Consider the following 19247-nt stretch of genomic DNA (forward strand, 5'->3'; position numbering starts at 1 on the left):
CAGCCTAAAGGCGATCCGCCCGCCACGGGAGGTCAGCGAGTGCGGTGATCTTCGGGAGAGAGCCGTGGCCCTCGTCGGGGCTCGCTCACCCTGCTCGCGAAGATGAGGCGGATCACACGCTGCCGGTGCCCCGCCCACGGGGCGAGCAGGTCGAGCATCCCGTCGTCATCGGTGCGGTGGCCGGTGAGGGCGTATCCCACCTGATGTGCGAGGTGGTAGTCGCCGACGCTCACCGCATCCGGATCGCCGAGTGCCCGGATGCGCGTCTCGGCCGAGGTCCACACACCCACGCCGGGGAAGCTCGTCAGGACGCGGTCACGCTCGTCGCCGCCGGGTGCTGCCAGAAGCGCGCGGGAGATGCTGTCCGCCCGCTCGGCGACGCGCACGATGGTCTTCGACTGCGGCGGCTGCACCGCGACCCGATGCCAGTCCCACGAGGGGATGCGACGCCATTGCTCTGCGGTCGGGGCGGCGTGCATCGGCCGCGGGGTCGGACCGGGTGCGCGCTCGCCGAACTTCGTGACGAGCAGCCTCCAGGCGCGGAACGCCTCGAGACCCGTCACCTTCTGCTCGATGATGGCGCAGGCGAGAGCGTCGAACACGACACCGGTGCGAGCCAGGCGGATGCCGGGCGCACGGCGGGCCACCTCGGAGATCAGGGGATGGAGCGAGGGATCGAAACCCGACGGGTCGTCTCGGGCGCCGCACAGGTCGGGCACGGTGTCGAGTGCGTGCTCGGCTCCGCGGCCCCACGCGGTGGCCTTGATCTCTCCGCTCTGCGCGCGCAGCGCCAGCGTCGCAGGGCCGAGCGGAGTTCGGAGAGTGCGCCAGATCACCGGACCGTCGAAGACCATGGTGGGGTCCCCGGGGCCTCGCCGCAGCATGCCGACCGTCGCGCGGAGATCGACGGGTGCGGTCGGCCGATACACGGTCTCCCGCGGTGCGCTCTGAGAAGCCGCGTCGGCGGCTCCGGCATCCGCGGTCAGGGTCATGCGCCCCACGATACGTGGCGGGGCTGACACTCGGATCAGAAGCGGTCGGGCGAGGGTGTGCCGTGGCCGTAGCGGATGACGACGTCGGCGTGACGGTCGAAGCGGTAGCCGATGCCGCGCACGGTGCGGACGATGTCCTCGTAGCGCCCGAGCTTCGCGCGCAGACGCCGAACATGCACGTCGATGGTGCGCTCGCCGGGGGTCTCGTCGTCCTGCGCCTGCCACAGTGCGGAGACGAGTTCGCTGCGCTCGATCGTGCGTCCTTCGCGGAGCACGAGGTACTGCAGCAGCTCGAACTCCTTGTAGGTGAAGGCTGCGGATTCTCCGTCGATCAGGACGCGCTTGCGCGAGATGTCGACGACGACGCCGCCCTCCTCGTCGGTGGTCTCCTCCTCTGCGGCGGCCTTGGTGCGGGCGATCGCACCGGGCTCGTGCAGTGCGAGACGCACGACGTCGAGGTCGCGACCTCCCGAGCCGTGCGGGGCGAGCGCGACGGTGGCGTGCGTCTCGGCGCCGGGAGCGAGCTCGGCGAGAGTGCGACGCAGCGCGTCGACGAGGAGCGGGAGGCTGACTCCGGCTTCTGCGGCCTTGATCTCGTCGAGGCCGACATAGAGGGCGAAGCCGCGGGGCGAGCGGACAGCGGGAAGATCTGCATCGAGCGGGGCTGCGGCGGGCGCCGGAGCGGCGGTGCGGACGGCGGCGGTGGCGGCGGGACGCTCGAGAAGTGCGGTGTTCGACATGATGATGAAGTCCTCAGGACGTGAGCCGGGAAGAGGCTCTGATGCGTTGCATGAATGACCGGGCGAGCCGGAAGAGCGAGCAAAGGGTGGATGCTCGATGACCCATACCTCGCAGATCGCGAGAAGTCAGGTCAGACGGAGTGGCTGTTCGTTCAGCGACACATTCGGCAACACATGCCAACGCGACCGGGCATCATCATCCCGGCAGTCCTGTTCGCCTCCTGGGCGGACAAAGGGCTTGCGTTGGTAGTCATGGGGGGATTATGTCGGAAGAAGTCCGGGCGTGTCAAAACGGCCGACCGTGCCGGAGGCGGGCGTAACGTGGAGAGATGACCACTTCGACCCTCGCCGCAGGCTTCCTCCTCACCGATGAGAAGGACGCATCGCGGTACACGTTGATGAGAGACGGGCAGCTCGTGAGCGTGCTCGACTACCGCGACGACGGACACACGATCGCCCTGACGAGAGCCTTCACGATCCCCACTTTCCGCGGCCACGGCTATGCGGGTGTCGTCGTCGAGGGCGCTGTCGCCGACATCGAGGAACGCGGAGATCGCAAGGTCGATGCGGTGTGCTGGTACGTCTCCGACTGGTTCCAGGCGCACCCGGAGCACTCGGCTCTCCTGCGCTCTCGCTGACGCAGCTCGTGTGACGCTGTGTTACACGGTGGCGCCCTGACAGGATGAAGTCATGAAACTCGCAGAGGCACTCACCGCCCGCGCAGACCTGCAGCGCCGCATAGAGCAGTTGCGTGCGCGCATCACCGCGAACGCCAGGTACCAGGAGGGCGAGGAGCCCGCCGAGGATGCCGCCGCGCTTCTCGTTCAGGCGGATGCCGATCTGCTGCTGCTCCGCGACCTCATCAGGCGGATCAACGCGACGAACTCGCGTCTGGATCTGGGTACCGACGGAACCATGACCGATGCCCTCGCCGCCCGCGACGTGCTCCGGCTGCAGCACTCGCTGCTCGCGGACGCCGCCGCGGCGGCATCCGGGGCGAACGACCAGTTCCTGCGTCAGATGCGGTCGGAGCTGCGTCAGATCTCCGCGCTTCCCGTCGCCGAGCTGCGCTCGCGCGCGGATGCGGTCGCGCAGGAGCTGCGCGAACTCGACAATCGGATCCAGCAGGCGAACTGGCTCCACGATCTGGAGGAGTAGAGCGGAAGTCGGTAGTCACGACGAGGCGGGCACAACCCCAGCCGGAGGGGCAATTCCGGCTCATGTTGGGCGGAGGGCAGCCCGGATCCGCATCGCGCAGCCCCGCACGCCGCACATGTGATCGCGCATCGCGCATCTCGCATCACCACGTGTCGATCATCGTGACGAGGGTGGGTCAGGGGACCTTCCGCTCGCGATCCCTCAGCCTCATCTCGGGTAATATGGTTTCTCTGCTCAGCCCCGTCGGCTGAGGTGGTCAGGCGCTCATGAAGCGCGCTGGTCCGAGGCTCGAAACCTCCGGCATCGTCCCCGACACCGGAGGTTCTTCCATGTCATCGTCCTTGCGCGCCCGCCCCCAGACCCGGTGGTGGGCGCTCGTCGTCATCTCCCTCACGCAGCTGATCGTCGTCCTCGACGGCACGATCGTGAGCATCGCCCTGCCTCAGGCCCAGGCGTCCCTCGGCTTGACCGACGGCCAGCGTCAGTGGGTCGTCACGGCCTACGCCCTGGCCTTCGGCGCACTGCTCCTGCTCGGTGGTCGCATCGCCGACTACGTCGGGCGCAAGCGTGTCTTCATGATCGGGATGGTGGGCTTCGGCGCTGCATCCCTCTATGGCGGCCTCGCGCAGTCGGGCTGGGAGCTCATCCTCGCCCGCGGCCTGCAGGGCGTCTTCGCCGCACTTCTCGCACCGGCGGCTCTCGCGCTGCTCACCGTGACCTTCCCCTCGGGCCGCGAGCGCAACACGGCGTTCGCCGTGTTCGGGACCGTCGCGGGAACCGGCGCAGCGGTCGGCCTGCTGCTGGGCGGATTCCTCACCGAGTTCACCGATTGGCGCTGGTGCCTGCTGGTCAATCTGTTCTTCGTCGCGATCGGCCTCGTCGGCGGAGCGCTCTTCCTCACCGAGAGCAAAGCCGAGGGCGACAACCGGTACGACGTCTGGGGTGCGATCACCGTGACTCTCGGTCTCGGATCGCTCGTCTACGGCTTCAGCCTCGCCGAGAACGGCTGGGGCGATCCGCTGACGATCACGTTCCTCGCTCTGGGGGTCGTGCTGCTCGGCGTGTTCGTGTGGGTCGAGAGTCGTGTGTCGCAGCCGCTCCTCCCGCTGCGGGTGGTGGCCGATCGAGTGCGAGGGGGAGCGTTCCTCATCCAGGGCGTGGCCGGGGCGATCATGATCGGCGCGACGCTCTACCTGACCTTCCACCTCCAGTTCGTGCTCGGCATGGGCGCGCTCCCGGCGGGAGCGGCGACCCTGCCGCTGCCGATCGCGACGATGATCATCGCCCCGATCGCGACGAAGCTCCTCACGGTGATCGGGCCGCGGCCGATGCTGATCGTGGGGCCGCTCGTCGCGGCGGCCGGTCTGTTCCTCCTCTCCGGGATCACCCCCGATGGGGCGTACATCGTGCAGATCGCGCCGGCGCTTCTGCTCCTCGGCATCGGCATGGGCTTCGTGTTCATCCCGCTGCAGAACCTGGCACTCACCGGAGTCGCACCGCATGACGCGGGCATCGCATCGGCCGTCGCCAACTCGGCCATGCAGATCGGCGGATCGATCGGGCTGTCCGTGTTCACGGCCGTGTACGCGGCGTCGGTGGGCGGGCATGCGCAGACGGAGGTCTCCCCGACGCAGCTGACCGACGCCTACGGCTGGGTGTTCATCGTCGCGTCGATCCTCATGGTCGGCGCTGCCGTGATCGCCGCCGTCATGGTGCGCGGTTCGAAGGACGAGCTGATGCCGTCGCAGCCGGGGTTCGCGGTCGGCGCGCACTGAGACGCTCGCGGCATCCGTTCCGCCCGGAATCCCACGGATTCCGGGCCCAGGAACGGATGCCGCGGCACGCCTGAGGCCGAATGTCGGTGGGGGTTCGTAGCGTGTGAGTATGCGAATCCTGCACACCTCCGACTGGCACATCGGCCGCACCTTCCATGGCAACTCGACCATGGACGCGCTGGCCGAGGTCCTCGGAGCGCTCACGGTGCAGGTTCGTGAGAACGCGGTCGACGTCGTCATCGTCGCCGGTGACGTCTTCGATTCGGCGACGCCGGCCGGCCCCGCGTACACGCTTCTCGGCGACGTGCTCGTCGCGCTGCATGAGACGGGTGCCCGTGTGATCGTCACGAGCGGCAACCACGACTCCGCTGCGCGTCTCGGGTTCCAGGCGCGGCTGCTCCGTGACGGCATCCACGTGCTGACCGATCCGCTCGCGATCGGCACGCCGGTGACGCTGGCAGACGCCGATGGTCCGGTGCATTTCTACGGCATCCCGTACCTCGAGCCCGCCATCGTGCGTCAGCACTGGATCGGCGCCGATCTGCGCACGCAGGCGCAGACGCTGTCTCATGCGATGGGTCTCGTCCGGGTGGGGATGCAGGCCCACCCGGGGCGATCCGTCGCGATCGCGCACTGCTTCTCCGCCGGAGTCGACGCCACGGTCGGTCTCGAGCGCGAGGTGCGGCAGGGGGGTCTCGACGTCGTGCCGCTGTCGGTCTTCGACGGTCCTGACTACGTCGCTCTCGGGCACATCCATGGCCGCCAGAAGATCAGCGAACGGGTGCGCTATTCGGGCGCTCCGCTGCACTACAGCTTCGGCGAGCAGAGCAAGCCGCGCGGTTCGTGGCTGGTCGACCTCGATGCCACCGGCCTCGCATCGGTCGAGTGGCTCGATCTTCCCGTCCCTCGTCGTCTGGTCACCCTCACGGGCACCCTCGATGAGATCCTGTCTCCCGAGAACATCGCGGCGCACGCCGACGACTGGGTCTGTGCGGTGTACACCGACGCACTCGCGCAGACCGAGCCCATGCGTCGACTCCGAGAGCGCTATCCGCACTGCGCGATGGTGCAGCATCAGCCCTCTGACACATCCGCGGCAGTCGAGCGCTCCTATGTCGATCGGCTGAGCGGTGCGGTCAGTGACCCCGAGCGCATCGAGGCCTTCCTCGAGCACGTCCGCGCGGGCCACGGGGCGACCGAGCGTGAGCGCGAGCTGATCCGCGAGGTCCTCGATGACCGCGTCCGCGCCGAAGCCCTCATCTGATCCGGTGACGACTCGATCCAGCCCGGCGATGCGTCACCGCGATCATGCTCCGACAGTGAAGAAGACTCTCTGATGCAGTTGCACCGACTGGAGGTCGAAGGGTTCGGCCCGTTCCGCGAGCGGCAGACCGTCGACTTCGATGCGTTCGCCGACGACGGCATCTTCCTGATCGCCGGTCGCACGGGCGCCGGCAAGTCCAGCATCCTCGATGCCGTCTGCTTCGGTCTCTACGGCGGAGTCCCGCGCTACGAGGGTGGCGAGAAGCGGCTGCGCAGCGATCACTGCGAGCCCGACGACGTGACCGAGGTCGTGGTGGAGTTCAGCACTCCGGCGGGCCGATTCCGCGTCAGGCGTTCACCGGAATACGAGCGCCCCAAGAAGCGCGGCGGCGGCATGACGGTGCAGCCGGCGGCCGTGCAGCTCGACACCTCGGTCGGCGGCGAATGGATCGGTCTCGCCGCGAAAGAGCGCGAGGCGGCCTTCGAGCTCGACGAGATCCTGCAGCTCAGTCGCGAGCAGTTCCTGCAGGTGATCCTGCTCGCGCAGAATCGGTTCTCGGAGTTCCTGCTGGCGGGGAGCAAAGAGAGACAGTCGCTGCTGCGGCGGCTGTTCGGCACCGAGCGTTTCGAAGACGTGCAGGCGCGTTTCGATGAACGACGCAAGGCGGCCGAGCAGAGTCTCGGGGCACGCCTCGCAACGGTGTCTGCCCGCCTCGACGAGGGCGAGAGGCTCGTCGGCAGCGCCGGCCTCGGGCACGACGGCGAGGTGCAGGGAGAAGACGCGGGCGCGGTCGACTCAGAGCCTGTCGCGGTGACGACCGAGGAGCGCCTCGACGGTCTGCGTCGCGCGAAGGCTCGTGCCGATTACCGGGCAGAACGTCGAGCGGCTGAGCGCATCGAGGCGGAGAAGCAGTCGGACGCAGCAGACGCGGCCCTCGCGATCGCGCGTGAGGAGCAGCGGGCGCAGCTCGAGCGGGATCGGGCCAGAGCCGCGCTCGCACGTCTCGAGGCTGATGAGCCGCACATCGCCGCCGCGCGCAGTGAACTGCAGAACGCCAGGGCCGCGGAGCTGCTGCGGGGCCCGATCTCCGCCGCGACGACGGCGACATCGGCGCTCGACGCCGCGATCGAGGCCGAGTCACGCGCACGAGCGGCCTGGGAGGCTCACGGCATCGTCGCGGACGATCTCACGGAGTGGGCGGCCGAGCGCACGGCGCAGACCGGTCTGTGGCAGCGTGCGGCAGAGCTGGAACGCTCCGCATCGGCGCTCGATGCCGAGCTTGCGGCGACGTCCGATGCCGTGGCGGCGGCGACCGCTCGCATCGACGCGGCCGAGGCCGATCGTGTCGCGCTTCCCGCAGAGCTCGAACAGCTCACACTCGCGCGCGACGCGGCGAGGCAGCTCGCTGATCGCGCCGGAGATCTGGCCGCAGCACGGGATGCTGCCGCAGCGCGGCATGCGGCGGCGGTCGAGACAGTCCGTCTCAGAGCCGCTCATGACGACGCCGAACGGCAACTCGCTGACGCCAGCGCCGCGCTCGCTGCAGCTCAGACCGCGCTCGCTCAGCTCAGACAGCGCCGACTCGACGGATTCGCGGGGGAGTTGGCGACCTCGCTGCACGAGGGCGAGGCGTGCCCGGTATGCGGATCGCACGAACATCCGGCTCCCGCCGTGCATGCTGACCCCGTCTCGGCGGAAGACGTCGACGAGGCTGAAGCCGCACGTGATGTCCTCGCGCAGCGCGAGCGAGATGCGGCAGAACGGACATCCTCACTGCGCGCCGACCTCGCCGCGGCGATCAGCCGCGCCGACGGTCGAGAGGTCGACGAGGCTGTCGCAGAGCTCGACACCGCGACAGCGGCACACGCACAGAGCACAGATGCAGCCGACCAGCTGGTCACGCTCGATCAGCAGCGCGAAGCCCTCCTCGAGCGCATCCGCCGTCTCGACAGCGACCGCGACCGTGATTCCACAGCGCTGGCGGCGGCGCGCGAAGCGCACTCGCTCGTGGCGCAGCGGGTCGCCGATACGCGAGAGACGATCGCAGAAGCGAAAGGGCACTACGAGTCCGTGGCCGAGAGGCTCACGGCGACGCGTGTCGAAGTCCAGGCTGCTCTCGCGCTCGTCGAGGCGGCGGCAGAGCGGGCACGCAAGGCTGAGGCCGCGACAGCTGCGAAGGCCGAACTGGATGCGGCGCTGGAAGCATCCGAGTTCGACAGCATCGCGGCGGTCGAGCTGTCGCTCCGCACGGCCGCAGCGCAGGCGGCTCTCGAGAATCGAGTCACCCAGCACGCCGTCCAGCGCGAGAAGGAGCGCGCGATCCTCCTCGACCTCGAGCTCCGCACGCTCCCGGAGGAGACGATCGATCTCGGTCCTGCCGAGCAGTCTTCCCTCGCCGCGCGGCAGCGCTGGTCCGTCGCGGTCGACGAGGCGGGGCGGGCGGCAGGGGTGTCAGAGCAGCTCGCCGCGGTCATCGAGGCCGCGACATCAGAGCACGCCCGCATCGCAGACGACGCCGCCGACTACGAGGTTCTGCGAGGACTCGCCGACGCGATCGCCGGTCGCGGGGCGAACGCCCGCAAGATGACGCTCGAGACGTTCGTCCTCGCCGCCGAACTCGAAGAGATCGTCGACGCCGCGAATCGCCGGCTCAGCGACATGTCGACGGGGCGCTATCAGCTCCGCCACTCAGACGCGCTCGCCGCCCGCGGGGCCGCATCAGGGCTCGGCATCGTCGTGTTCGACGCATTCACGGGCCAGACCCGGCCGGCGCAGTCGCTGTCGGGAGGGGAGACCTTCCTGAGCTCCCTCGCCCTTGCGCTCGGACTCGCCGAGGTGGTCACGGCGCGAGCCGGCGGCATCCGTCTCGACACCCTGTTCATCGACGAGGGCTTCGGCTCGCTCGACGGCGACACCCTCGACGTCGCCATGCGCACGCTCGACGAGCTGCGCCAGGGAGGTCGCACCGTCGGCGTCATCAGCCACGTCGAGGCGATGCAGGAGCAGATCCCTGCGCAGCTGCGGGTGCGTGCGACGTCGAGTGGTCCGAGCGTGATCGAGGCGCGCTGAGATCCGGCGCCCCCCCGCCGGAGCAGCGGGCTGAGCCGATGCCCGTCCTCAGACGCCGTACTCCCGGCGGATCACTTCACGCAGCTGCACGCTGCACCGTGCGATCGCCTCGCGGAAGTCGACGAGCGCGCCATCCTCCGCCCGGTCGGAGATCGCGCGGAACGCGCGGATCGGCACTCCGAACTGCTCGGCGACCCAGATGTACGCATAGGTCTCCATGTCGACCAGACCTGCACCCGAGGGGCGGATGACGGCGGTGATCCCGGCATCGCCGACGAAGCTGTCGCCGGTCGCGATCAGCACGCCCTCGCGGCCGGTGGACACGCGCGCGGGCAGCGACACGTGTTGCCCTGCGACGCCGTCGAGGTCGAACACGTCGTGCTGCAGTGCGCTCCCGATCTCGTGCACGGTCGCATCGAGCTCAGGGTCGATGCCGCCGGCGGTCCCGACGACCACCACCTCGGAGTACTCCTTGGCGTCGAGCGCACGGGTGAGGGCGTACACGGCCTGCATCTTGCCCTCGCCGGTGACGAGCTGGTCGAATCCCTCGAGCTCGTCCGGGAACGCTGCGAGTTCGGATGCCATGGCTGCGACGAGAAGTTTCACTCCGCCATCCTGCCAGGTGGATCGATCGCCGCGAAGCCGAGCGCGTGCGACCGACGTCATCTCGATGTAACACTGGGGGAGGATACTGGCGTCGGGCAGACCGGAGGAACAAATGACCCTGCAGCAGCAGATCTCTGAAGCGCTCGGCGTGAAGGCCGAGATCGACCCCGAGGTCGAGGTGGAGCGCCGAGTGGCGTTCCTGGTCGACTACCTGCGGGTGACCGGAGCGAAGGGCTTCGTGCTCGGGATCTCCGGCGGACAGGACTCGACACTCGCGGGGCGACTCGCACAGCTCGCGGTCGAACGCGTGCGCGCCGAGGGCGGAGAGGCGAAGTTCCTCGCCGTGCGGCTGCCGTACCGGGTGCAGAAGGACGCCGCTGATGCCGAGGCCGCGCTCGCGTTCATCGCACCGGACTCCTCGGTCGAGGTGAACATCCAGAACGGCGTCGACGGCGTCGAGGAGGACATCGAGTTCGCGGTCACGAGCGACATCAGCGACTTCAACCGCGGCAACATCAAGGCGCGCGTGCGCATGGTGACGCAGTACGCGCTCGCCGGGCACGACGGTCTCATCGTCATCGGCACCGACCACGCGGCTGAGGCGGTCACGGGCTTCTACACGAAGTTCGGCGACGGCGCGGCCGACATCCTTCCCCTCTCGGGTCTCAGCAAGCGGCAGGGCCGGTCACTGCTGCTGCTGCTCGGGGCGCCGGATCGTCTCGCCTACAAGGTGCCGACGGCCGACCTCCTGGACGGCCAGCCCGGCCGAGCCGACGAAGACGAGCTGGGCCTCACCTACGAGCAGATCGACGACTTCCTCGAAGGTCGCGAGGTCGACCCCGACGTCGCCGGGCGGATCGAGTCCCGATACCTCGCCACGCAGCACAAGCGTCACCTCCCGGTCACCCCCGACGACACGTGGTGGCGCTGACACACCTCGCGGCGTGATCCCGTGTCGGATGCCGCGGCTAGTGTCGAAGCATCCGAGGGAACGGGAGAATCGTGCGGATCGACACTCAGGCGCAGCGCGTCATCTGGAGCGCGAGCGACCTCAAAGCGGCCGCCGAATGCGAGTTCGCCTGGTGCCGCGCGATCGATGCGAAGCTGGGCCGCGTCCCGGCCGTGGAGGAGCCTGAAGACGCGACTCTCGCCAGGGCCGCGCTGCTCGGAGACGTCCACGAGCAGAACGTCCTCGCGCGCTACATCGAGGATCTCGGGAGCGATCGGGTGCACCGGGTCGAGAAGGTGTCGTCGATCGACGCCGAGGCGCTCGCGGCTGCCGTCGAAGAGACGGTGCATGCGCTCGGATCCGATGCGCTGGTCGTGTTCCAGGCGGCGTTCGCGACACCCGAGTTCGTCGGGTTCGCCGATTTCCTCAAGCGCGATGACGACGGGCGATGGCGGGTGCAGGATTCCAAGCTCGCCCGCAAGGCGCGGGTCACCGCCCTTATGCAGCTCGCGGCATATGTCGATCAGCTCGACCGGCTGGGCATTCCGCGGTCCGACGAGGTCGACCTCATCCTCGGCGACGGAACGCTGAGCACCCACTCGGTGGACGACCTCCTTCCGCTGTTCCAGGTGCGTCGAGCGCGCCTGCGCGCCCTCATCGCGGATCGCCGCGTCGACGACGGCTCCAGCGGCGCCCCGCTGACGTGGGGCGACGACCGCGGAGACCTCGAGATCGTGGCCTGCGGACGATGCGCGACCTGCGAGGAGCAGGTGATCGCGCACCGCGACCTGCTGATGGTCGCGCGCATGCGGCCCGTGCAGCGCGCCCGGCTGCGGGCGGCCGGGATCGAGACCATCGACGCGCTGGCCGACGCCGATACGCCTCCTGACGGCATGAACACCGACACGTTCGAGACGCTGCGGGCGCAGGCGAGGCTGCAGATCCGCGCGGATGCCGAGGGTGCGCCGACATACGACGTGCACTACGCCGCGGCGATCCACACCCTCCCCGTGCCCAGTCACGGCGACATCTTCTTCGACTTCGAGGGCGACCCGCTCTACACCGAGCCGGCGCCTGACGGCGAGGCTCATTGGGGCATCGACTACCTCTTCGGATGGGTCGACAACGCCGACCAGTACACGGCGCTGTGGGCCCACGACTTCGCTGCGGAGCGAGAGGCGTTCGAGCGATTCCTCGACTTCGTGAAGGTGCGCAGAGCAGCGCACCCCGGCATGCACATCTATCACTACGCGCCATACGAGACCTCGCACCTGGTGGCGATGGCGGCACGCCACGGCGTGCGCGAGGGCGAGATCGACCGCCTGCTGCGCGAGGGCGTGTTCGTCGACCTGTATCCGCTGGTGCTGCGCACCGTGCGCGTGGGGTCGCGGTCGTACTCGATCAAGAAGCTCGAGCCGCTCTACATGGGTGAGGACGTGCGCACCAGTGACGTGCAGAAGGGCGACGACTCGATCGTGCAGTACGTGGCGGCCCGCGAGTTCGCGGCGGCGGGGGAGCAGGACGAGGCCGATGCGGTCTTCGCCGATCTCGCCGACTACAACCGCTACGACTGCGTGTCGACGAGGCGCCTTCGCAACTGGCTGATCGACATCGCCCGGAAGGAGGGGGTGAACCCCGCCCCGCCCGACGAGGCCGACGAGGTGATCTACGAGCCGTCGCCGCGATCGGTGGCACTCCTCGCCGACGCGGAGCGGGCCGCAGCGGCGGGCGGCGACGGTCAGGTGCATCGCCTCGCTGCGGCCGCCATCGACTACTTCCCTCGCGAGGCGAAGAGCTTCTGGGTGTCTCACTTCCAGCGACTGCGCGAGCCCGTCACGATGTGGGACGGCACTCGCGATGTCGTGCGCGTCGACCGCATGTCCTCGACCGTGCAGCGCGACTGGAGCGTCGGCGAGGGGCGCCGGGTGATGTCGCGCGACATCGAGATCCGCGGAGAGGTGTCACCCGGCACCACTCTCGGAGCAGGGTCGCAGCCGTTCGCGCTCTATCCCGTGCCGGCTCCGTTCGACACCGAGGCTCCGTCACGCGCGGTGCACGTGCCGCATACGGTCACTGTCACCGAGGTGCTCGACGACGGCTATCTGATCACCGAGACGGCGATCCAGGGACAGACGTGGGACGAACTGCCTCTCGCTCTCACCCCCGCGGCTCCGCCGCGCGTCGTCTCGCTGCAGGGCGCGATCGACGAATGGGCCGACACGGTCCACGCGGCAGCACCCGGGTTCCCGTCCGACGCGGCCACCGACATCCTGCGCAGGATCCCTCCGCGGACGCTCTCGGGCGGCCCCCTGCCTGACCAGGGGGACGAGACGATCGATGCGATCGTGCGAGCGGTCCTCGACCTCGATCGCAGCTATCTCGCCGTGCAGGGTCCTCCTGGCACCGGCAAGACCTACACGGGCTCCCAGGTGATCGCGCGGCTGGTCAAGGAGCACGGATTCCGGGTCGGCGTCGTCGCGCAGTCCCACGCGATCATCGAGAATCTGCTCGAGCGGGTCGTGGCCGACGGCGTTCCCGCGGCGCAGGTCGGGAAGGCGCCGAAAGATCCGTCATCCGATCCCTCGTACACGGCGATTCCCAAGAACGGCATGGCCGCATTCCTCGGCGAGCATGCCGAGCACGGAGCGGTCGTCGGCGGAACGGCCTGGGACTTCAGCAACACCGCACGCGTGGAGCGCGGGGGCCTCGACCTGCTCGTGGTCGATGAGGCGGGGCAGTTCTCCCTCGCCTCGACGATCGCCGTCGCCGCGGGCGCGCAGCGTCTGCTGCTGCTCGGCGATCCGCAGCAGCTTCCCCAGGTCAGCCAGGGGGCGCACCCCGAGCCCGTCGACACGTCGGCTCTCGGATGGGTCATGGACGGCGACGCGGTGGTCCGACCCGACTACGGTTACTTTCTGGCACGTTCGTGGCGCATGCATCCTCGCCTCGCCGCGCCGGTGTCGAAGCTCGCATACGCCGGGCAGCTCGCGTCGGCTCCCGGCACCGAACGGCGTGCGCTCGACGGCATCGATCCCGGTCTGCACATCGTCCCGCTCCGACACCGCGGCAACGCCACACAGTCGCCGGAGGAGGCGCGCGAGGTGGTGGCACTCGTGCGAGACCTCGTCGGACGCGCGTTCACCGACAACGATGCCGATGCCACGGTCCGGCCGCTCGCGCAGCGCGACATCATCGTGGTCGCGCCCTACAACGCGCAGCGTCAGGCCGTGCACGACGCAGTCGCCGAGGCAGGCTTCCCCGACGTCCCGGTCGGCACGGTCGACAATTTCCAGGGCAAGGAGGCGGTGGTCTCGATCACGTCCCTCGCGGCCTCCAGCGGTCGGGATGCCCCACGGGGTCCCGAGTTCCTGCTGCTGCAGAACCGATTGAACGTGGCGATCTCGAGAGCGCAGGTCGCGGCCTACCTGATCCACTCCCCGGCACTGCTCGACGACCTTCCGCGCACACCGGAGGGGGTCGCGCGGATGAGCGCCTTCGCCCGTCTCGTCGGTGCGGCGAGCTGAGCGACGACCGACCCCACGGCAAGGAACAGCCACCATGCACACGACAGACGACATCCTTCGCGCCTCGGCGGCCTGGGTGTGGTTCCCCCGTGACAGCGATCGCGAGAAGACGGAGCTGCAGCTGGTGCGGTATCCCGAACGGTTCGGCGGCGGGGTGCGCGGATCGCAGGTCGACTCGGACGTTGATGCCGCGACTGTTCTCGACCACGCGATCGACCGCACCAGATCGTGGGGGGAGCGCGAGCTGCGCTTCTGGACCAACGCGTCCGATCGCCCCGACCTCGAAGCCGAGCTGCGCAGACGCGGAGCCGAGCACATGGACACGGTCGCGGTGTTCGCCTGTCCGATCGACCGCGCGTCGATCGACATTCCGCCGGAGCCCACCGCAGAGGTCGTTCGCACACTCGAGCAGGTCCGCGAGGTCGACGCCATCAACGTACCGGTGTGGCAGCAGCAGCCCCTCGACGAAGAAGGACTTCGGATCGAACTCGAAGAGATCACGTCGACGCTCGACGCGGGTACGCACGCCCGTGTTCTCGCGCGGCTCGACGGCCGGGCCGTCAGCACCGGCGGGTGCACGATCGTCGACGGATTCGCCCGCTTGTGGGGTGCCGCCACGCTCGAGCACGCGCGGGGCAGAGGCGCTTACCGGGCGGTCCTCGCCGAGCGGCTGCGGGTGAGCGCATCCCTCGGGGCGGAGACGGCACTCGTCAAGGGGCGCACAGCGACGTCCGCACCGATCCTCGAGCGGGCAGGTTTCACACACTACGGAGACGAGCGCGGCTACCGCCTGGGCGTGTGAGTCGCCCCGACGGGGCGCCACAGCCGGGGGCCACGCGCGGCGATGTTCAGGGGCGTGGCGCCGGTCAGGCGCCGAGCTCCTCGCGGACCAGTCGCGCTCCCGCAGACAGCGCGCTCAGCTTGTCGAGCGCGACATGCCTCGGCAGGGGTGCCATGCCGCAGTTCGAGCTGGCGATGAGAAGCTCTGCGTCGACGAACTCGAGCGCGCGGCGCAGGGTGTCGGCGACTTCCTCCGGAGTCTCGACCTGCTCGCTCGCCACATCGATCGCCCCGAGCATGACCTTCTTGCCGCGGATGAGCTCGATGAGGTCCATAGGAACGTGAGAGTGGTGGCTCTCCAGCGAGATGATGTCGAGGGAGGACCGCTGCAGAAGGGGGAACGACTCCTCGTACTGCCTCCACTCCGCGCCGAGAGTCGCCTTCCACTCGTTGTTCGCCTTGATCCCGTAGCCGTAGCAGATGTGCACAGCCGTCTCGGCGCTCAGCCCTTCGACTGCGCGCTCGAGGGCCGCGATGCCCCAGTCCTTCATCTCGTCGAAGAAGACGTTGAACGCGGGCTCGTCGAACTGGATGATGTCCACTCCCGCAGCCTCGAGCTCCCTCGCCTCCTGGTTGAGGATGGTCGCGAACTCCCACGCCAGCTTCTCGCGGCTGCGGTAGTGACGGTCGGCCAGGGTGTCGATCATCGTCATCGGGCCAGGGAGCGCCCACTTGATCGGCTGATCGGTCTGCTGACGCAGGAACGTCGCGTCGTCCACGAACACGGGCTTCGGACGGCTCACCGCACCCACCACTGTGGGCACGCTCGCGTCGTAGCGGTCGCGGATGCGCACCGTCTCGCGATTCTCGAAGTCCACGCCGTCGAGATGCTCGATGAAGGTGGTGACGAAATGCTGGCGGGTCTGCTCCCCGTCGCTGACGATGTCGATGCCGCGCCGCCGCTGTTCGTGCACCGCGGCGCGCAGCGCATCATGCTTGCCCTCGACGAGCGCATCCCCCTGCAACTCCCACGGCGACCAGAGCACCTCAGGCCTCGCGAGCCATGCCGGCTTGGGCAGACTCCCGACGATCGAGGTGGGGAGGAGGGTTTCCAAGGTCGTCGAGCCGGCGCCGGTCATCGGACCGGAGCCGGGTAGGCGGCGGCCCACTGATCCAGCACGCGCCGGTGGGGCGTCACGAAGTGCTCATCCGCGTAGCGTCCCTGGACGACCGCGAGCTGGCTGCGCTCCTCGCGGTCGTAGGTGATCTCGGTCTGTTGGAAGTCTTCGTGCGCCAGGCTCGGACGGTAGACGCTCTCGGCGGGTGTGTTCGCGTTGTAGATCTCGGGGCGGTAGATCTTCTGGAACGTCTCCATGGTGCTGATCGTGCCGATGAGCTGCAGATCGGAGTAGTCGCTCAGAAGGTCGCCGCGGAAGTAGAAGGCGAGCGGGGCAGAGCTGCCGCGCGGCATGAAGTACCGCACCTGCAGGCCCATCTTCCCGAAGTACTCGTCGGTGAGCGAGAAGGAGTCCTGGACGTACTCGATGCCGAGCACGGGGTGGACGTTGCCGTTACGGCGATACGTCCTGCTGGTCGAGACGCTGATGCAGATCACCGGCAGCGTCGAGAACCGCTCCTGATACGCGTCGGACTCGAGGAAGTGCTGGAAGAGCTTGCCGTGCAGCTCACCGAAGTCGTCGGGTGTCGCGAACCCGCCGGCGGCTGCGCTCGCCGCGGGCAGGACGACGCTGAAATCGTAGTCGCGCAGGTAGGAGGAGAAGTTGTTCCCCACGATGCCCTGGTGGCGTTCGCCGGTCAGCCGGTCGACGATGTGGATGTCCAGCACCTCGAGGACGGGGAACTCCCGGTCCTCGCCGTCGGCGAATCGCAGCTGCACCGAGACGATGTCGAGTTCCACCGAGTAGCGGCCGCCGTCCGGGCCGTCGCCGTCGAGTCCGTCGCCGCGAGCGAGATCGTTGAACCGTCGGTCGATCATCGTGAGGGCATTGCGGAGGTTCTGTTGGCGACGCTCGCCGCGGGCGAGGTTGGCGAAGTTCGTGGTGATCCGCGAACTGTCCGACGGGGCGTAGTCCTCGTCGAAGCGCGTGGTGGTGATGCTGAACGTGATCTCGTTCGCCATGAGGGGCCAATCCGGGAGAGAGGCCGACAGGGCCTCGCGAATGCTGTGCTCTCATGGTGCTGCCGAACGAGGGTCATCGGGTAATTCAGCTCCACTATGCGGTGCTATAGCCTTGTCCTATGCCCAGGCGATCGAGCGGTATCACCCTGCAACAGCTCCAGTACTTCATCGAGGTCGCCGCGGAAGGATCCATCACCGCCGCGGCCGACATGCTCTACGTGGCTCAGCCCACGATGTCCGCGGCGATGAAAGACCTCGAGAGTCGGGTGGGTCGTGCCCTTCTGGCCCGCTCGGCCCGGGGCGTCACGCTCACCAGTGACGGTTCGGAGTTCCTCGGGTACGCCAGACAGATCGTCGAGCAGGCCGAGCTGCTCGAGCAGCGCTACCTGGGGCGGCCGCCGTCGCGCCGACTCCTCGGGGTGTCGACGCAGCACTACTCGTTCGCTGTCGATGCCTTCGTGCGGATGGTCAAGGGCTCGAGCGCGGCCGAGTACGAGTTCTCACTGCGGGAGACGCGCACATGGGACATCATCGAAGACGTGCGGACGCTGCGCAGCGAACTCGGCATCCTCTTCCGCAACGACTTCAACCGGAACGTCATCGACAAGCTGCTGCGGGACTCGGGGCTCGCGTTCCATCCGCTCTTCGTCGCCGAGCCGCACATCTTCGTCTCGCGACGGAACGCGCTCGCCTCCCGCGAGCGGGCGACCCTCGACGATCTCGTCGGCCTGCCGCGGCTCACCTTCGATCAGGGGGCGAACAACTCGTTCTACTTCGCTGAGGAGATCCTCTCGACCCTGTCGAGCGCTCGCGAGATCAGGGTCTCCGACCGAGCGACGATCTTCAACCTCATGATCGGACTCGACGGGTACACGATCTCGACGGGCATCATCAGCGACGACCTCGATCCTGAGATCGTCGCGGTGCCTCTCGACGTCGACGATCACATCGAGATCGGATGGGTCGGACGCACCGCCATCCCCCTGACCGAGCAGGCGCAGCGATATCTCGCCGAGGTGCGCGACGTCGTCGCGGGGTTCGGCGTGGCGCTGCTCGGCTAGCGCGAGCAGCCGATGCGTCAGACGGTGCCGTAGAGCCGATCGCCGGCGTCGCCGAGTCCGGGGACGATGTAGCCCTTCTCGTTGAGACGCTCGTCGAGCGCGCCCAGCACGATGGTCACATCGCGGTCTCCGACGAGCGCCTCGATCGCGGCGAGACCCTCCGGCGTGCCGAGCAGGCAGATCGCCGTGACGTCCTTGGCCCCGCGGTCGAAAAGGAACTGGATGGCCGCAGCCAGCGAGCCACCGGTTGCGAGCATCGGGTCGATGGCGAAGCACTGGCGATCGCTCAGGTCATCGGGGAGGCGCTCGGCGTAGGTCGTCGGCTCGAAGGTCTCTTCGTCGCGGACCATCCCGAGGAATCCGACCTCGGCGGTCGGCAGAAGCTTGACGAGTCCCTCGAGCATGCCGAGTCCTGCGCGCAGGATCGGTACGACGATCGGGCGAGGCTCCGAGATCTTCACGCCCATCGTGGTGGTCACGGGAGTGGTGATCTCGACCGGGCTGACCTTCACGTTGCGGGTCGCCTCGTACGCGAGCAGCGTCACGAGTTCTTCGGTCAGCTGGCGGAAGACCGGCGACGGTGTGCGATGGTCGCGCAGCACCGAGAGCTTGTGAGTGACGAGAGGGTGGTCGGCGACGTGAACACGCATGCCTACAGGCTAATGCGCCGGACGCTCGCGTACGACATCGGCTGCACGGGAGTGGCCTCTGCGGCTGTCGTAGGCTCGACCCATGACCGCCGCCGACCTCATCGCGATGCGCCGCGCTCTCGAGCTCGCGGCCGAGGCGGCAGCGGTGTCGGAGATCCCCGTCGGTGCGGTGGTGCTCGACGCCGAGGGGCGGATCGTCGCGGACGGTCGCAACAATCGTGAGGCGACCGGGGATCCGACCGGTCACGCCGAGGTCGAGGCACTGCGTGCCGCTGCGGCATCCGTCGGCTCGTGGAATCTCGAGGGCCACACCCTCGTCGTCACGCTCGAGCCCTGCCTCATGTGTGCCGGGGCGATCCTGCAGGCGAGGATCACTCGGGTCGTCTTCGGAGCCTGGGACGACAAGGCGGGGGCCGCCGGATCCATGTACGACGTGCTGCGTGACCGTCGGCTGCCGTATCGCGCCGAGGTCATCGGCGGGGTCGAGGCAGACGCCGCCAAGGCCCTGCTGCGGGGTTTCTTCGAGCAGCGCCGCTGAG

At 68.6% G+C, this 19247-nt stretch carries 16 protein-coding genes; 10 read left to right on the plus strand and 6 right to left on the minus strand.

The genetic code is table 11. The annotated features are described in order from the left end of the window. Positions 1 to 32 precede the first annotated feature (32 nt). Positions 33 to 992 (minus strand): DNA-3-methyladenine glycosylase family protein, encoded by a 960-nt coding sequence (locus MRBLMI13_RS11905; protein ID WP_367822754.1) that lies wholly within the window; start codon positions 990 to 992, stop codon positions 33 to 35. A 35-nt stretch (positions 993 to 1027) separates the two neighbouring features. Then, entirely contained in the window at positions 1028 to 1732 is a 705-nt protein-coding gene (locus MRBLMI13_RS11910) for a winged helix-turn-helix domain-containing protein (RefSeq protein ID WP_042538945.1), read from the minus strand. Positions 1733 to 2061: 329 nt separating this feature from the next. Here MRBLMI13_RS11910 and MRBLMI13_RS11915 point away from each other — a divergent pair, with 329 nt between their 5' ends. The 5 genes from MRBLMI13_RS11915 (at position 2062) to MRBLMI13_RS11935 (ending at position 8998) form a co-directional block, all read left to right on the plus strand. Continuing rightward, positions 2062 to 2370: a GNAT family N-acetyltransferase gene (locus MRBLMI13_RS11915; protein WP_056375674.1), complete on the plus strand. Its 309-nt coding sequence runs from the start codon at positions 2062 to 2064 to the stop codon at positions 2368 to 2370. 52 nt (positions 2371 to 2422) lie between these two features. Then, positions 2423 to 2890 (plus strand): DIP1984 family protein, encoded by a 468-nt coding sequence (locus tag MRBLMI13_RS11920; RefSeq protein WP_042538948.1) that lies wholly within the window; start codon positions 2423 to 2425, stop codon positions 2888 to 2890. A gap of 329 nt (positions 2891 to 3219) precedes the next feature. Beyond that, positions 3220 to 4665 carry an MFS transporter gene (locus MRBLMI13_RS11925; RefSeq protein ID WP_079113912.1) on the plus strand — a complete coding sequence of 482 codons (1446 nt, stop codon included), beginning with the start codon at positions 3220 to 3222 and terminating at the stop codon, positions 4663 to 4665. Between the two features lie 109 nt (positions 4666 to 4774). After that, positions 4775 to 5929, plus strand: a complete 1155-nt coding sequence (locus tag MRBLMI13_RS11930) for an exonuclease SbcCD subunit D (RefSeq protein ID WP_042538950.1) — start codon at positions 4775 to 4777, stop codon at positions 5927 to 5929. A gap of 72 nt (positions 5930 to 6001) precedes the next feature. After that, positions 6002 to 8998: an AAA family ATPase gene (locus tag MRBLMI13_RS11935; RefSeq protein ID WP_367822758.1), complete on the plus strand. Its 2997-nt coding sequence runs from the start codon at positions 6002 to 6004 to the stop codon at positions 8996 to 8998. 48 nt (positions 8999 to 9046) lie between these two features. Here MRBLMI13_RS11935 and MRBLMI13_RS11940 read toward each other — a convergent pair whose 3' ends face one another. Continuing rightward, complete coding sequence (locus MRBLMI13_RS11940; protein WP_042539416.1) at positions 9047 to 9604, minus strand: nucleoside phosphorylase; 558 nt, start codon at positions 9602 to 9604, stop codon at positions 9047 to 9049. Between the two features lie 112 nt (positions 9605 to 9716). On the opposite strand from MRBLMI13_RS11940, the gene nadE reads away from it, so the two are divergent. The 3 genes from nadE (at position 9717) to MRBLMI13_RS11955 (ending at position 14879) form a co-directional block, all read left to right on the plus strand. Next, positions 9717 to 10535, plus strand: coding sequence for an ammonia-dependent NAD(+) synthetase (gene nadE, locus MRBLMI13_RS11945; protein ID WP_367822761.1), 819 nt, complete (start codon positions 9717 to 9719; stop codon positions 10533 to 10535). A gap of 71 nt (positions 10536 to 10606) precedes the next feature. Continuing rightward, complete coding sequence (locus MRBLMI13_RS11950; RefSeq protein ID WP_367822763.1) at positions 10607 to 14077, plus strand: TM0106 family RecB-like putative nuclease; 3471 nt, start codon at positions 10607 to 10609, stop codon at positions 14075 to 14077. Between the two features lie 34 nt (positions 14078 to 14111). Continuing rightward, positions 14112 to 14879: a hypothetical protein gene (locus MRBLMI13_RS11955; RefSeq protein ID WP_367822765.1), complete on the plus strand. Its 768-nt coding sequence runs from the start codon at positions 14112 to 14114 to the stop codon at positions 14877 to 14879. 64 nt (positions 14880 to 14943) lie between these two features. On the opposite strand, the gene MRBLMI13_RS11960 is transcribed toward MRBLMI13_RS11955, so the two are convergent. After that, a complete protein-coding gene (locus tag MRBLMI13_RS11960) occupies positions 14944 to 15972 on the minus strand; it encodes a methionine synthase (protein WP_367823115.1) in 1029 nt (342 codons plus the stop codon). Positions 15973 to 15992: 20 nt separating this feature from the next. Next, a complete protein-coding gene (locus MRBLMI13_RS11965) occupies positions 15993 to 16997 on the minus strand; it encodes a putative oxygenase MesX (RefSeq protein WP_042538958.1) in 1005 nt (334 codons plus the stop codon). Between the two features lie 119 nt (positions 16998 to 17116). On the opposite strand from MRBLMI13_RS11965, the gene MRBLMI13_RS11970 reads away from it, so the two are divergent. Further along, complete coding sequence (locus MRBLMI13_RS11970) at positions 17117 to 18058, plus strand: LysR family transcriptional regulator (protein WP_042538960.1); 942 nt, start codon at positions 17117 to 17119, stop codon at positions 18056 to 18058. A gap of 17 nt (positions 18059 to 18075) precedes the next feature. Here MRBLMI13_RS11970 and upp read toward each other — a convergent pair whose 3' ends face one another. After that, positions 18076 to 18708, minus strand: coding sequence for a uracil phosphoribosyltransferase (gene upp / locus MRBLMI13_RS11975; protein WP_042538962.1), 633 nt, complete (start codon positions 18706 to 18708; stop codon positions 18076 to 18078). Between the two features lie 82 nt (positions 18709 to 18790). Here upp and MRBLMI13_RS11980 point away from each other — a divergent pair, with 82 nt between their 5' ends. Next, positions 18791 to 19246 (plus strand): nucleoside deaminase, encoded by a 456-nt coding sequence (locus MRBLMI13_RS11980; RefSeq protein WP_309686223.1) that lies wholly within the window; start codon positions 18791 to 18793, stop codon positions 19244 to 19246. Position 19247 lies beyond the last annotated feature (1 nt).

The sequence above is a fragment of the Microbacterium sp. LMI13-1-1.1 genome, assembly GCF_040815625.1.
Lineage (GTDB): Bacteria > Actinomycetota > Actinomycetes > Actinomycetales > Microbacteriaceae > Microbacterium > Microbacterium forte.